The sequence below is a fragment of the Stenotrophomonas sp. PD6 genome (assembly GCF_049199305.1).
Taxonomy (GTDB): domain Bacteria; phylum Pseudomonadota; class Gammaproteobacteria; order Xanthomonadales; family Xanthomonadaceae; genus Stenotrophomonas.
Map to the genome: position 1 here is coordinate 138355 of NZ_JBLZQD010000001.1, position 13531 is coordinate 151885.

Annotated in this window: 12 protein-coding genes; 6 read left to right on the forward strand and 6 right to left on the reverse strand. The window is 62.8% G+C overall.

Features of this window, described 5'->3' with window-relative positions; genetic code table 11:
- Positions 1-233 precede the first annotated feature (233 nt).
- Positions 234-1058, forward strand: a complete 825-nt coding sequence (locus ACOZHM_RS00515) for an AraC family transcriptional regulator (RefSeq protein WP_421567023.1) — start codon at positions 234-236, stop codon at positions 1056-1058.
- 26 nt (positions 1059-1084) lie between these two features.
- On the forward strand, positions 1085-2158 hold the full coding sequence (locus ACOZHM_RS00520; protein WP_421567025.1) for an alpha/beta hydrolase family protein: 1074 nt from the start codon (positions 1085-1087) through the stop codon (positions 2156-2158).
- Between the two features lie 67 nt (positions 2159-2225).
- Here the strand turns inward: ACOZHM_RS00520 and ACOZHM_RS00525 are convergent, their stop codons facing one another.
- Positions 2226-3134 (reverse strand): LysR family transcriptional regulator, encoded by a 909-nt coding sequence (locus ACOZHM_RS00525; RefSeq protein WP_421567027.1) that lies wholly within the window; start codon positions 3132-3134, stop codon positions 2226-2228.
- A gap of 247 nt (positions 3135-3381) precedes the next feature.
- Here ACOZHM_RS00525 and ACOZHM_RS00530 point away from each other — a divergent pair, with 247 nt between their 5' ends.
- From ACOZHM_RS00530 to ACOZHM_RS00540, 3 genes are all read left to right on the forward strand, one after another.
- Positions 3382-4587 (forward strand): MFS transporter, encoded by a 1206-nt coding sequence (locus ACOZHM_RS00530; protein ID WP_421567029.1) that lies wholly within the window; start codon positions 3382-3384, stop codon positions 4585-4587.
- Positions 4588-4699: 112 nt separating this feature from the next.
- Positions 4700-5536, forward strand: a complete 837-nt coding sequence (locus tag ACOZHM_RS00535) for an SDR family NAD(P)-dependent oxidoreductase (RefSeq protein WP_421567031.1) — start codon at positions 4700-4702, stop codon at positions 5534-5536.
- Between the two features lie 55 nt (positions 5537-5591).
- On the forward strand, positions 5592-6734 hold the full coding sequence (locus ACOZHM_RS00540) for a metallophosphoesterase (protein WP_421567033.1): 1143 nt from the start codon (positions 5592-5594) through the stop codon (positions 6732-6734).
- A gap of 63 nt (positions 6735-6797) precedes the next feature.
- Here the strand turns inward: ACOZHM_RS00540 and ACOZHM_RS00545 are convergent, their stop codons facing one another.
- Positions 6798-6959, reverse strand: coding sequence for a hypothetical protein (locus ACOZHM_RS00545; protein ID WP_421567035.1), 162 nt, complete (start codon positions 6957-6959; stop codon positions 6798-6800).
- Positions 6960-7577: 618 nt separating this feature from the next.
- Between ACOZHM_RS00545 and ACOZHM_RS00550 the strand changes: the two genes are divergently transcribed.
- Positions 7578-8249: a class I SAM-dependent methyltransferase gene (locus ACOZHM_RS00550; RefSeq protein ID WP_421567037.1), complete on the forward strand. Its 672-nt coding sequence runs from the start codon at positions 7578-7580 to the stop codon at positions 8247-8249.
- Here ACOZHM_RS00550 and ACOZHM_RS00555 read toward each other — a convergent pair whose 3' ends face one another.
- From ACOZHM_RS00555 to ACOZHM_RS00570, 4 genes are all read right to left on the reverse strand, one after another.
- Complete coding sequence (locus tag ACOZHM_RS00555; RefSeq protein WP_421567462.1) at positions 8250-8654, reverse strand: beta-eliminating lyase-related protein; 405 nt, start codon at positions 8652-8654, stop codon at positions 8250-8252.
- 108 nt (positions 8655-8762) lie between these two features.
- Positions 8763-11756 (reverse strand): Tn3 family transposase, encoded by a 2994-nt coding sequence (locus ACOZHM_RS00560; protein ID WP_049431593.1) that lies wholly within the window; start codon positions 11754-11756, stop codon positions 8763-8765.
- Positions 11757-11780: 24 nt separating this feature from the next.
- Positions 11781-13052: a site-specific integrase gene (locus ACOZHM_RS00565; RefSeq protein WP_005413373.1), complete on the reverse strand. Its 1272-nt coding sequence runs from the start codon at positions 13050-13052 to the stop codon at positions 11781-11783.
- Positions 13049-13462 (reverse strand): MerR family transcriptional regulator, encoded by a 414-nt coding sequence (locus ACOZHM_RS00570; protein ID WP_012480230.1) that lies wholly within the window; start codon positions 13460-13462, stop codon positions 13049-13051. Before ACOZHM_RS00570 ends, ACOZHM_RS00565 begins: the two co-directional genes overlap by 4 nt.
- Between the last annotated feature and the right edge of the window lie 69 nt (positions 13463-13531).

Below are 13531 nucleotides of genomic sequence, written 5' to 3' on the forward strand. Positions count from 1 at the left end.
CCAGGCGGCATTTCGCGAGCAAATCATTTCGTGAGAATTCGTGTGACGGCACGCATTTACCAAGGCATCAGGTCGCACTTTCAGCCCGCTCGGTCGCCAGCAAAAACGTTCGCCAAACCACCGCCAACACTGTCGCTTCCAACCCAGACCGCGCACCAACAGCAAGATCCCGCAAACGCCCTCCCCCACCCTGCGGTACGCTCCCACCCAGTCACTGGCACGGAGCAGGCGTCATGGGTGCGGCACGCAAGGCGCTGTGGTACATCGAAAGCCACTTTGCCGAGAATCCGTCGCTGGCCCAGATCGCCGAGGCGGTCCAGCTCTCGCCGTTCCACCTCTCACGCCTGTTCCAGGTAAGTACTGGAACCTCGATGGCGCGCTACCTGCGTGCGCGTCGCCTGACCGAGGCCGCGCGCACGCTGGCCACTGGCAGCTCGCCCATTCTTGATGTCGCCCTGGCCGCCGGCTACGCCTCGCATGCGGCCTTTACCCATGCCTTTACGGAGCAGTTCAAGCAGCCACCGGAACACGTGCGGCGGGAAGGTCTGCAGGGGCTGGCGCTGGTGGAGGCCGTCAAGCTCGATGCCCCGCCCCTGCCCTGCGAAGTGGCGCCGGTACGCCGCCGGCTCGGCCCGCTGCGTGTGGCCGGCATCCGTGCCCGGCACACCTCCGCCACCGTGGCATCCATTCCCTCGCAGTGGCAGCAGTTGGCGCTGACCCGGGAGCTGGGCAAGGACATCGCGTTCGGGGTCTGTTGCAACCGCGATGGCGAGGGGGCGTTCGACTACATCGCCGGCATGGAGATCGGCGCGAACGCCGCCGTGCCGTCGGCCTGGCAAGCCGTTTCCATTCCCGCCGGGGACTATCTGGTGGCGTGGCATGCGGGCCACATTTCTACGATCCGCTCCACCTGGTTCTGGTTGTTGAACGACCACCTGCCCCGCTCCGGCCTGACCCTCGCTGACGCGCCGGATTTCGAACGCTATGACGCCCGTTTCGACGACCGCACCGGTCACGGTGGCGTGGAGATCTGGCTGCCGCTGTCCACCCTGAGTTGACCCAAGGAGATTCATCCGTGCGAGCAATGCCACGCGCCCTCGTCCTGCTTTCCTGCCTGCTCGCACCACTGGCATGGGCGGCCCAGCCCTCCCCCGCCGTTGGCGAAACCCATGGCGTGGCACATACGGCCAGTGCAGCGGTGCGTGATGCCGGGCACAGCGACCGCGTGCGCTATACGGTGTGGTACCCGGCGCAGCCCGGTGCGAAGGAGCAGCCACTCGCGATAGGGCCGCCGGGCGCGCCGCTCTTCGAGGAGGGATCGTCTGCGGTGGACGCCCCGGTTGCGTCGGGCCGCTGGCCCCTGCTGCTCATGTCGCATGGCAACGGCGGCAGTGCCCGCATGATGGGGTGGTTCGGCACGGCCCTGGCACGCGCGGGGTATGTGGTGGTGGCGGTGGACCACCCCGGCAACAACGGCGTGGACCCGATGACGGACGCGGGTAGCATCCTCATGTGGAACCGGGCCGACGACCTCGCTGCCGCGCTGGCAGCGGTGCAGGCCGACCCCGTGCTGTCTCCCCATGTGGATGCGGGCCGGCTGGGCCTGGTGGGGTATTCGGCCGGGGGATTCACGGCGCTGGTGGCCGCCGGTGCGCACCCGGACATGACCAGGCTGATCGCCTTCTGCCAGTCATCCCCCAAGGATGGCGTCTGCATGCCGCAGGCCGAGAATCCCGAGCTGACCCTTGAGCGGCGCTTGGCGGCGGCCGCTACGCCGGAGCTGGCACCTTGGGTGGCCAAGGCAGCTGAGGATCGCCGTATTCCCAACGTGCGCGCGGTGTTCCTGATGGCGCCGGCGATTGTTCAGGCATTCGAACCGGGCGAGCTGGGGCGTTTGGAGGTGCCGCTGTCGGTGGTTGTGGGTGAGGCGGACAAGGTTGCCTCGTCCGCCACCAACAGCAAGGTCATTGCCGAAGCGAACGGCAAGGCGCGCCTGCAGGTGTTGCCGTTGGTGGGCCACTACGACTTCCTGGCCGATTGCACGGCGCTGGGCCGTGAGCGGGTGGGCCCGCTATGCCTGGTGGAGGCTGACAAGGCCGCTACACATCAGGCAGCGATCCAGCAGGCCAAGGTGCTGTTTGATTCCGCGCTTCGGTAGGTACGGAGTGGCTTTCAATCGTCCAGCGTAGTGGTTGGGCGAAACGAATCCGAGCGTTGGTTGTTTGCTAGGCAGACACACCTTCCGACTGAATCATACGAAGCAATGCTCGCAGCGCTTCAGGGAGCTGACGGCGACTGGGGTAGTAGAGATGGAATGCCGGACCCATCGAACTCCACGCCGGCAGCACTTCCCGTAGAGAGCCGTCTGCCAGCTGCTTGGACACCCTGCTCTCCAGACAATACGCAATCCCGCCACCGGTCTCGGCCAATTCGATGGAAAGATTTGTTTCGTTGAGGATAGCCGCCCATTCTACGGAGACAACGGCTGACTCCTCGCCGGACTCGATCTCCCAGTGGTAAATCTGCTTGTTGCCCATGCGGATACCCAGGCATCTGTGATGGGCGAGATCTGCAGGGCTCCGCAACGGGGGGGCTTCATCAAGATAGCCTGGCGATGCAACCATGACCCACCGCAGTTCTCGACACAGCGGGATTGCCACCATGTCCTCCGGCACGTGACCGCCGTAACGAATGCCGGCGTCGAAGCCATCGTTGACGATGTCGACCACGTCGTCCTGGACCACGACTTCCAAGCGGACGTCCGGAAAAGTTGACACGTATTTGGCCAGGATCGGCGCCAGTATCAGCCGAGCGGCGTCGCTCATGATGTTGAGCCTCAACTGCCCTATCGGGCGATCGCGGTAGCGATTGAGCGTCTCCAGACCCAACTCGATTTCGCCGAAGCCAGCGTTCAGCCGAGTCAGCAGTTCCTGGCCGGCTGGAGTCAGTGTGACGCTTCGATTGGTTCTGTTGAACAGCCGAACGCCCTGGCGCCCCTCCAGCCCGCGCATCGCGTGGCTGAGCGCGGACGGAGAGACATCCAGATGCGCCGCGGCTTTGCGGAACCCGCCCGACTCCGCGATCTGCCGGAACATGTTCAAGTCGCCCAAGTCACCCCGTGTCAGCCTTGCCATTTCATCTCCGTTTGCCCTGCCCTGCCTGCACCCTACACGCCCCAAGGCGGGCGCAAGGGTGAAAACAGCTCACGCTGGCGTTTCATTTCCCTCGCCTCAACGCAAGTGATTGATGCGAAACCACTTTCGGGCCGTAGATGAGCCCACGTCATCAATACGTTTACTTGAACTCGCCCATTATGGCGCGTCTGCCACCCAGTATTCCGCTCATCCGACACGCGCCTGCATGTCAAGAAGGTGAGCAAGCATGACCAACGAGTTCAAGAACACCCCCCCAATCGGCCTTCTACCAGCACAGCTGGTGCTCGGTATCGGTGGGCTGTTCATCGGTACCGCGGAGTTCGCCGCCATGGGGCTTCTTCCTGATATGGCCGAGACATACGGGGTTGATATTCCCGCTGCAGGCCACCTGATCAGCGCCTATGCAATCGGCGTGGTGGTTGGAGCGCCGCTGCTGGCGATGATCACGGCCAGGATGGAGCGCCGGAAAATACTGATGTGGCTCGCAGCCTTGGTGCTCGTGGGCAACGCGCTTTCCGCAGCAGCAGGCAGCTTTGGCATGAACGCGGTTGCCCGGTTCATCTCCGGCCTACCGCATGGCGCTTACTACGGCACCGCAGGCCTGCTGGCTGCCTCAATGGTTCCGCAAAGCCAGCGTACCCAAGCCATTGGCCGCGTGATGCTCGGTCTTGCCGCAGCCAACCTCGTTGGCGTGCCCCTGGTCACCTGGATGGGCCAGGCATTCGGCTGGCGCTCCGCGTTTGGCCTGGTCGCCGCCGGCGGGGCGCTCATGCTGCTGTTGTTGCCGTTTACGGTGCCCAAGCTGGAACCCGAGTCCGGCGCCTCGCCTCGCACGGAGCTTTCCGCCTTTAGTTCGGCGCAAGTGTGGATGACGCTGGCGACTGCAGCCATCGGGTTTGGCGGCATGTTCGCCGTCTACAGCTACATAAGCCCCACGCTTACCAAGGTGACCGGTCAGCCTGAATCGAACGTTCCTTGGTTCCTTGCGCTGTGGGGATTGGGCATGGTCGTCGGAAACGTCGCCGGCGGCTGGCTGGCGGACAAGTCGCTGACAAAGTCCATCGTTGGCTTCCTGATCTGGAACGCCTTCTTCCTCGCCATCTTCACGTGGACCGCGAGCAACGTTCCAATGGCTGCCGTCACTCTGTTCCTGATTGGCATCGGCTTTGCGCTGGTTCCGGCACTGCAGGCCCGCTTGATGGACGCAGCCCCCAAAGCACAGTCCTTGGCATCGGCGTTGAATCACTCGGCGTTCAACACCTCCAACGCTATCGGTGCCTGGACCGGGGGGATGTCCATCTCCATGGGTTACGGCTGGGCGTCTACCGGCTTGGTTGGAGCTGCACTGGCTGGTGGCGGACTTCTGATTTTTCTGGTCGCAGTGGCGCAAGTGCGCTTTGCCGCATCGGGAGTCGAATGCCGCGGCAAGTGAAGCAGAAGGGGCGCAGAAATGTCGCTCTGCCTACCCATTCGCACGACTCAAATGTCGGTTTCTACGTTTCACATCGATTTCGAGCTGAGGAGAAATAGCCATGACGCAACGCATGAACCAGATCGTCGCCAAGAACAAAGTCGCCGTGATCACTGGCGCTGCCAAGGGCATTGGTGCGGCGCTCGCCAGGGAGCTACACGCAAGGGGCATGCAGCTTGCGTTGTTCGATCTTGACGCCCAAGCACTGAACTCATTGAACGACGAGCTAGGCCCAACGTTCTTGGCATTCAAGGGTGACGTGACCAGTGCGGCCGATCTCTCCGCTTTTCACGATCAGGTCATTGAACGTTTTGGGCAAGTGCACCTGCTCGTCAACAACGCAGGTGCCACGCTGAAAGCAGGCCCGTGGGACAGTGTGGAGACCTGGCGTGAGACCATGGAGGTCAACTTCAGTTCCGTGCTGTCCGTCCATCATCTGTTCGTACCGGGCATGATTAGTGCGACAGAACCCGCAGCCGTGGTCAACCTCGGCTCCAAGGAGGGCATTACGACTCCCCCAGGGAACGCGGGCTATTCCGTGGCGAAGGCGGCGGTCAAGGTGCTCACCGAACAGTTGGCACATGAGCTGCGCGAGGTGACCGGAGGCCGCGTTTCTGCCCACCTTCTGGTGCCTGGTTACACCTGGACGCCGATGAATTTCCCGGGCATGAATGCCGCCTCCGACACCAAGCCCGACGGCCCTTGGACCGCGCAGCAGGTCGTGGACTACTTCTTGGCCAGGTTCCTCAACGAAGACTTCTATGTGATTTGCCCAGATAACGAGGTCTCCTCTGAGCTCGACGCCAAGCGCTTCCGCTGGGCGGTCGACGACATGATTCAGAACCGCCCGGCGCTTTCGCGGTGGCATCCAGCATGGAAGACGCGCTTTGCAGAATGGCTGAAGAACTGACTGGCCGCCGAATGAATCTGCGTTGCTCTTGCCCCGCCCTCCTCATGGTGCTCCCGTGTTCCACATCTACTGCTTTCTCCTGTTCTGCTATGTGCTAATTCGATTGATCCTCCCTCTGCATATCTATTGGCCCTACCGGACAGTCATCGGTTTGGCTTTGCTCATGGGCGCAATGAATCGGTACTTGTGCCAACTACTTTTCGGCGACATGTTCTCCCCTGAGCTCCCCGGTGCGGTGGTACTCGGCGCTGGGGCATTGATGGGTACGGTGTTGTTCGCCGCGGCGCTGGGCTTGGCCGCTGATGCAGCTGCAGTTGTTATTCTGGCGGCACGGGGAAAGGCGAGTGCGTCGCAGTGGCTGCGTTCGGCGCGCATTGTCGCATTGGCAGCCGGTTCCCTGTTGGCATGTACTGCTGCATACAACGGTCAGAAGCCACCTGCCGTAACTGAGGTTGATGTCACCCTTCAGGATCTTCCGCCGGAGCTCGAAGGGCTTCGGATCGCCCAACTCTCCGACCTTCATGTAAGTCGACTTCTCGGTAAGAAGTGGCTGCATGACGTGGTAGTTCGGGCCAACGCACTGAACGCCGACGCGATGGTGATCACGGGCGATCTGATAGATGGCTATGTTCCGGTCCGCGATATGGATGTGAGCCCGCTGAGCGAGTTGCGCGCCACGCACGGCGTGTTCGTTGCCTTGGGAAATCATGAGTACTACTTCGGTTCCGTGGCGTGGACGGCGAAGTTTCGCGCGCAGGGGATGCATGTGCTCATCAACGAACACGCAGCAATCGAACGAGGGGGGCGGCGGCTGATTATTGCAGCGACCAGCGACGAGGCAGCAGTAAAGTATGGCGGCGAAATGCCTGATCCTGCGAAGGCATTGAGGGGCGTTGGTGCTGACCAGCCGATTGTTCTACTTCGGCATCGGCCAAATGGCGTCTTTGACAGCGAACGCTTGGGCGTGGATCTTCAACTGGCCGGCCACACCCACGGCGGTATGATCTGGGGCGTTGATCGCGTGATCGCCAATGCGAACGACGGCATGGTCTCTGGGATGTACCAGCGCGGCGCCACCCAGGTGTACGTAAACAATGGTACGGGCGTGTGGAATGGGTTTCCGCTTCGTCTCGGACGGCCTGCGGAGATAACGGTGTTTACCCTGGTCTCAGGTCGATCCAACACTTCCGACACCTGATGCATCAGCCCACGCGGCTCAGGCGTGTCATTGGTTCGGAAGGTACACAAAGGTACAGATCCCCTAGCGGCGTCCCTCGGCACGGGCCGCATACTCCACGGCTTCGGCCGCCTGCTGCTCTGAGACTCTGGCCATCTCCAGCGCCTCATCCACCTGCGGCAGGCCGGGCTTCCGATCAATGAACAGCCCGAGCGCCGATTCGCGTGTGCGGTACGTTACGTCCATGCCCGTGATCGTAGTGCCGCCCAGAGACGCGTCGCAATGGTGGACATGTACCGGTCCGCGCTCAGTCCTCAATACGACAGAGAGGAGCGTGCAGGTAGGTCGGCGCGAGCGTCCTGATGACTTATGTTTGGAGCTGTACACCACGGTTCCGCTTCGGGTGTGCTCGGTACCTGCGGCAGCGGCCAGGGTCATGCCCGCCCCGTAGACCGTGAACAACCATCCGGCCACCAATGCCAAAGGGAACACCACCCAAAGCGGGGAGTACGGCGAACGCGCTTTTCGGCGCCTGCCTTGAAGTGGGGAGTAAACCTCTTCGGGTACGGGCTGTGCCCTTATGGCCCAGAAAGCCAATGCCACCGCGACGACGCAAGCGGAGTACATCAATCCCGTGCTGGGCTGAAAGTCCGAGTACGAGAATCCGATCAGGCCCAGAAACCCTACGATCAGAAGCACCCACTCAACCCGTGTTCTGCGCATCCTTGCGATCCTCATCAACCGCGGAGGCGGCGCGAAGGATGCTACCGCTGAAGTCCTGCTTCTACCAAGTTCCGCATTGCGCGCCCATCGTATGTAACAATTGCAGTTACATATATAAGCGCCCGCGCGAGCTGAGTACCCATGTCTACATTCAAGGACCCCTCCGCAGTCAGCAGCTATCAGCAAACCGCTCAGGCCAAGGTGCCTGGCATGGCGGCGCTCCATCGCATGACCCACATCCTGCTGGCGGAATCCGTTCCGCCAACGGGCGAGGTGCTGGTGCTGGGCGCCGGGGGCGGGCTGGAGCTCGACGCCTTTGCCCAGGCGCAGCCCGGCTGGCGATTTGTCGGCGTAGACCCGTCACTTCCGATGCTGGACCTTGCACGGGAGACCCTGGGCGCGAAGGCCTCGCGTGCTGTGCTGGTGGAGGGGCTGATCGAAGATGCGCCGGAGCGCGAATTCGACGGCGCTACTTGCCTGCTGACGCTGCACTTCCTTGACCCCGATGCGCGCCTGAAGACCCTGCGGGAGTTGTTCCAGCGCCTGCGGCCTGGTGGTGTGCTCGTGGTCGCCCACCACAGCTATGCGCCTGAAGCCCGCATGCGCTGGTTGCGCCGCTCGGCAGCGTTCGCGTCGGTGGACGGCGTTCTGAACGAACAGGCCGAAGCGTCGATTGCGGTCATGGCGGAGAAGCTCCCGGCCATCTCCGCAGCCGACGAGGTTGCGTTGCTGCAGGCGGCCGGCTTCACGGACGTGGAGCTCTTCTACGCCGCCCTCAGCTTCCGGGGCTGGGTCGCGCGCCGGCCTCTTTGATTACCCCGCCACGACGCTCCGGATCACTGAGACGGTCCTGTCGATCGCTTCCCGGTCGATCTGCCAATGGGTCACCAGGCGCATCTTGCCGCCGTACGCACCGTTGGCCCGGATGCCGGCTGCTTCCAGGGCGTCCATCAGCCGGGGCACGTCTACCTGCTCGGGTAGCGCGAACCACACCATGTTGATGTGGACGTCGTCCATGTCCACGTCAACGTCTGGCACTTCGGCCAATTGCTGCGCCAGGTACCTTGCATTGTCATGGTCCACATCCAGCCGTTGCGTCATCTCGGTGAGCGCAAGTATGCCGGGCGCGGCAATCACGCCGGCTTGGCGCCACCCGCCTCCCAGCAGCTTGCGGTTGTAACGGGCGCGCTTGATGAAGGCCGCCGGCCCCGCCAGGATCGAGCCTACCGGAGGGTCGGCAGGGAATCATTACGTACAGGGCCAAAAGCTGCCTAAGCGACTGAATTTCAAGGTTGATTGCTCGTCTCTCGGGCAGGCTCTCCCCATCTATGGGGTCTGTTCAAGCACCTTGGCTGTGTAGCTCAGCGGCGCCACTTCCCTTTCAAGATCCAGGTGGTAATCGCCGAAGCGATTGATGTGGCTGGTCCGATAAGGCGACAGGCCGGCCAGGATCTCGGGCGTCAGTTCAATCCCCTCCTTCCTCATCTCGGCCAAGGTCCGGCTCATGCCTTCCACGTTGTGGAGGATGATCATGTTGGCCACCAGCTGGCTGTACTTGATGATCTTGCGCTGCTCGTGTTGGACGTTCTCAGCAATGATCCCCTGGCTGCCAAAGAACACCCATTTCACGAAGCCGTTGTATTCCTCGCTCTTGTTGGTCGCAGCATGGATCGTTTTGCGGATCTCGTTGTCATCAATGTAGCGCAGCAAGAACAGCGTTCGGACGGCCTTGCCAAGTTCTCGGAATGCGAAGTACAGCTTGTTCTTCCGGCTGTAGGTGCCCAGCCGGCGCAGGATCGAGGACGCGGTGATCTTGCCCAATCGGATTGAGATCACCACCCGCAGCATGTCGTGGAGATGGGTGGCGATCAGTTGCCAGTCGATGCTGTCCCCGAACAGTGCCTGGATGTTCTTATAAGCCCTACCCGGTTCGGGCCGAAAGAATGTCAGGTCCTTGATGTTCCGGATCCGGGGCATCAGCTGGATGCCCAGCATGTGGGCCAGGCCGAAGACCGGGTAGCTTTGGGCCTGCGTGTCGCCATGGACGATCTCAGGCTGGATGTCGGAAGTGTTGGCCAACAGACCGTCGAGGATGTAGATGCCCTCGTGCACGCCACAGGGAATGAAGTGGCTGAAGAGCGCCACGTATTTATCGGACACATGGTAGTAGCCGATGCCACCGTAGCCGCCGTAGCGGATGTGATACTCCGACAGCAGGTTGTCCTCGTAGACGCTCCACTTCGTGCCATCAGCTGATGCGCTCTTGCCGCTGCCCCAATAGCCAGGCAGGTCGAATTTGTTGTAGGTATTGATGACCTCCACGATGGCCTTCTCAAGCACATCCTCGGTCACGTATTTCAGGTTTAGCCAAGCGACTTGGCGCCGGCTGAAGCCCTTGATCGACCGCGCCGTCTGCGTCGGCCCCAGGTTGCAGCCATAGCAAAATAGCGTGGTGATCACACGTCGGGGCAGATCTTCGACCTGGCTCTCGGTGCCGGCGATCGGGCGGAAGAAACGGTGCAGATCCAGCCATTGGCTGGCATCGATCAGGACATCGACGATGCTGGATTCTGGAAGCCGTTCGGCGATGAGGCGATCCACGGTGGTAATCGCGCTGGAGACTTCGGCGCGTTGCCCCTTCCGCAGCACCAGGCGCCCATCCAGGATGTCCGCATGTACGTTCTCCGGGAAACGCGCGTCGACCTCATCGGCCAGGGAGGTCAGTTGTGCACGTAATCCCGCCACGAAAGACTCGGCGTCGGTGGGCAGGCCTGACACCTGGCCGTAGGCTTCCAGTTCCTGGGCCAAGGTGGCTTCATCGACCAGCTGCTCACGGTAGTCATCAAACCGTTCGCTGCTGGGAATGAAGAGATCTCCGGACTTCAGTTCGTCCTTGACCTGCACCAGCACGGCCAGCTCGAAGTACTTACGGTGCATCCAGCCGGCGCCGGCTGCACTGGCCCGCTTGCCGAACACGTGCTGACGCCAGAGCTTGGACATCCAGTCAAAGTCCTTTTCCGGGTCCAAACCGAGGGAGGCGACCTCGATCAGCTCACGGCGCTGGTTGCGCAGCGAGAGCACCGCTGCGATCAGCGGCTCCATGCCGGCGTCGTGGCTGGTCGCCCGAAGTTTCATCAGCTCCAGCCCATTGAACAGCAGCGGCCTGACCGCGCCATAGGGCTGCAGCATGAATGGCAGGTAGTTCTTCCCGGCGTAGGCCATATGTTCTTCGCATTCGGCCAGCAAGGTCGACACTTCCGCTTCCAGGCTGTTGTCGATGGCATCCACGCGCTGACTATCGCTGCCGTCGAGCTGATAGGCCTGTAGGATTTCCTTGAGCTGGCCGATGAGGAAGTCGGCCCGTTTGGCATGTTCGAGCTGGTAGGCCAGCAATTTCTGCTGGGCCGTGTTCTCCAGCCCGCGCACCTGCTTGATGAACAACTCGGCTGCATCATCCAGTGTCTTGGCATGCTGGGCGCGAATGAAGATGGTGGCCAGCGCATAGCGCTTGTCCGGAGCCAGTTCGGCCAGCTCGCTGGCGTCATAGGCCCGAGCCATCGCACGGAACTGCTTGAGCTTGGGCACCGGCACATCAATGGGAGGCAGCTGGTCGGCCAACTGCTGCAGCATGCGGATGTGCTGCAGATAGAACCGAACTTCCTTGTTGGTGGGCCGGCCGGGCTCGCGCTTGAGTGATTGCCAGCCGGTGAACCTGGACCCTTCCGGTGCGCGCAGCAGTTCGTCGATGAGCGTGCGCGTGGCAGGCGTCAGTGCGTGGCTGATGCTGCGGTAGTAGCCCAGATTGACCCGCTCACGGGCGCCGATGGCGGCCAGCTCCAGAGTGCGGAAACCGGGCAGTTCGTAGCGATGGTGCACCAGCTCTTCGAGCAGGACGTTCACGATGTCCGGGATGGTGTGCTTGGTCTGGGCTGCTCCGGTGGCCACGGTGTCCAGCCAAGCCAAGCCCGATTTATCCAGGGGACGTACCCCGATGAATTGCCGAAGCTGCGGCATATGCCGGCGCTGGCTGCCGGAAGCGTCGTAGCGTTCGAGCTGGTCGGTGTCCAATACGCGCCCGAGTCGGGCGGCCTTGGCGATGTGCTTCCGGATCCGCTCGGGTACGTCGGCCAACACCGTGAAGTAGCCCAAGCGTTGGAAGAGCTTGAGATGAATCAGTACCGCCAGCTGCGGACCCGGCTGGGTGGTCAGCTGCTTGGCGAATGCAATCTCAGCGGCGGTCGGGGTATAGATCTCCTCCAGTTCCTTGGCGGTGGGATCAGGCTTCAGTCGCGGGTAGGCGGTCTCGTGAAGGGTAGCCATTGGATCCGGAGGGTGTGAGGGGGATCAGTCCCAGTGCCGGCCGTCGTCTGTACTGAGCGACGCTTCCAGGAAGCACTGGTGCGTATCGGCCATGCGGTGCATGTCATCGAGCAACGTGGCCAGGATTTCATCCAGATCCCTTTCGGGATCGGTGGGAGCAGTCAACTGGTACTCGCTGCTGGCGGTGTTCAGGCGCACAGCCTGGAACGGGGCCAAGCAGATCTCTTCAATTCGGCCTCGGGCCTTGGCCGCGCCGCGGCCCGTGCGGGCAAACGGGGTCAGCACCATGCGCAGGCGCAGCTGCAGGGCCGATTTGCCCTCCGGCGCCGGCAGTGCCATCGCCGGTACCGGCACGGTTGGACTGGGCAGGCTTGCTTCAATGCGGTCCCGGGCAAACGGGTCACGCCCGTCCAGGTAACGCATGGCCGACTGCACATCGCGCCAGCCCACGTACTCCATCAAGGCCTTCATGTCCCAGCCTTGGTCGTTGGCCCAGCTGGCAAAGCCGCGGCGCAACGAATGGCTGCTGTGGAGCCCCGCATCGGCAAAGCCGGCACTGGTCAGCAACTCGCGCAGCAGGCGCACCAAGCTGTTGGGATGTAGGCCTTCGGCGCTCACCTGGCCCCATTGGTTGACTGCCCGAAACACCGGCCCTTCTTGCAGGTCGGCCGCCTGCAGCCACGCCTGGGTCGCCTCCACCGGACATAACCGCGACAGCGCCGGCACCTTGTAGGTGACGCCGGCTGCCTGGCGATCACCCTTGCTGCGTGGCAAGAAGCAGGTCATCCCCTGTCCCGGCACCAGCGTGAGATGGGCCACGTCCAGACGCAGCAGTTCATCGCCACGGAATCCCCGCCAGAACCCGAGCAGCACCAGCGCTCGGTCTCGTTGATGGCGCAGCGCCGCCGGCCCATCGCCCCGGGCATGTGCCGCAGCGATCGCCGCGGCCAGCCAGTCATCGAGCTCGACCAGCCGCCGAATCTGGAGCGGCGCGGCTTGCTTGACCTGGCCCGGGTGCAGGGTCTGGATGCCTTTGAGCACCTTGCGCACCAGCGGCGATCGGGTCGGGTCGACAAAGCCGTGGTCGCGGTGCCAAGAGGCGATGGCCGCCAGACGTTGGCGGAGGGTGCTGGTCGCCAAGGTCTGCGCATAAGCGGCCAGGTACCGGGCCACGCTGTCAGGTGTCGCTGGGAGGTGGCCTTGCCATTCAACCTCGAAGTGCCGCAGCGCCGACGCATAGCTGCGCACCGTGTTCTGGCGCGTGGCCGCATCGAGGTAGCGGTCCAGTTCGGTCACTGGCGCGTGGCCTCCACCGAGGTCGTCTGGCGCAGCGTCGACAGGATGGTGCATTCCGCCCGCTGCCCGCCATGGCAACTGGCAATCACCCGTTCCAGCTCGCTGGCCATGCGCTGCAGGTCGGCCATGCGGGCGCGCACGTCGGCCAGATGGCTGCGGGCCAACCGGTCCACGTCCCCGCACGAAAGCTCCTCATCGCCGGCCAGCTGCAGCAGGCTGCGGACCTCCTCCAGGCTGAAGCCCAGGTCCCGGCCACGCGCAATGAAGCGCAGCCGCTCGATGTCGGCCGGGCCATAGACCCGGTAGCCGTTGCCCGTGCGCCCCGGGCGCGGCAGCAACCCGATCCGCTCGTAATAGCGAATCGTCTCCAAGTGGCATCCGCTGGCGTCGGCAGCCTCACTGATTTTCATTCGTAGTACGCTTGACTCCGTAGTAGCTACGGACTTTACGCTGAACCCGTATCCGCCGCCACTCCGGCC

Coding starts and splice junctions, on each gene's coding strand:
- ACOZHM_RS00515 (WP_421567023.1), top strand. CDS start 234: ATGGGTGCGGCACGCAAGGCGCTGTGGTACATCGAAAGCCACTTTGCC.
- ACOZHM_RS00520 (WP_421567025.1), top strand. CDS start 1,085: ATGCCACGCGCCCTCGTCCTGCTTTCCTGCCTGCTCGCACCACTGGCA.
- ACOZHM_RS00525 (WP_421567027.1), bottom strand. CDS start 3,134: ATGGCAAGGCTGACACGGGGTGACTTGGGCGACTTGAACATGTTCCGG.
- ACOZHM_RS00530 (WP_421567029.1), top strand. CDS start 3,382: ATGACCAACGAGTTCAAGAACACCCCCCCAATCGGCCTTCTACCAGCA.
- ACOZHM_RS00535 (WP_421567031.1), top strand. CDS start 4,700: ATGAACCAGATCGTCGCCAAGAACAAAGTCGCCGTGATCACTGGCGCT.
- ACOZHM_RS00545 (WP_421567035.1), bottom strand. CDS start 6,959: ATGGACGTAACGTACCGCACACGCGAATCGGCGCTCGGGCTGTTCATT.
- ACOZHM_RS00550 (WP_421567037.1), top strand. CDS start 7,578: ATGTCTACATTCAAGGACCCCTCCGCAGTCAGCAGCTATCAGCAAACC.
- ACOZHM_RS00560 (WP_049431593.1), bottom strand. CDS start 11,756: ATGGCTACCCTTCACGAGACCGCCTACCCGCGACTGAAGCCTGATCCC.
- ACOZHM_RS00570 (WP_012480230.1), bottom strand. CDS start 13,462: ATGAAAATCAGTGAGGCTGCCGACGCCAGCGGATGCCACTTGGAGACG.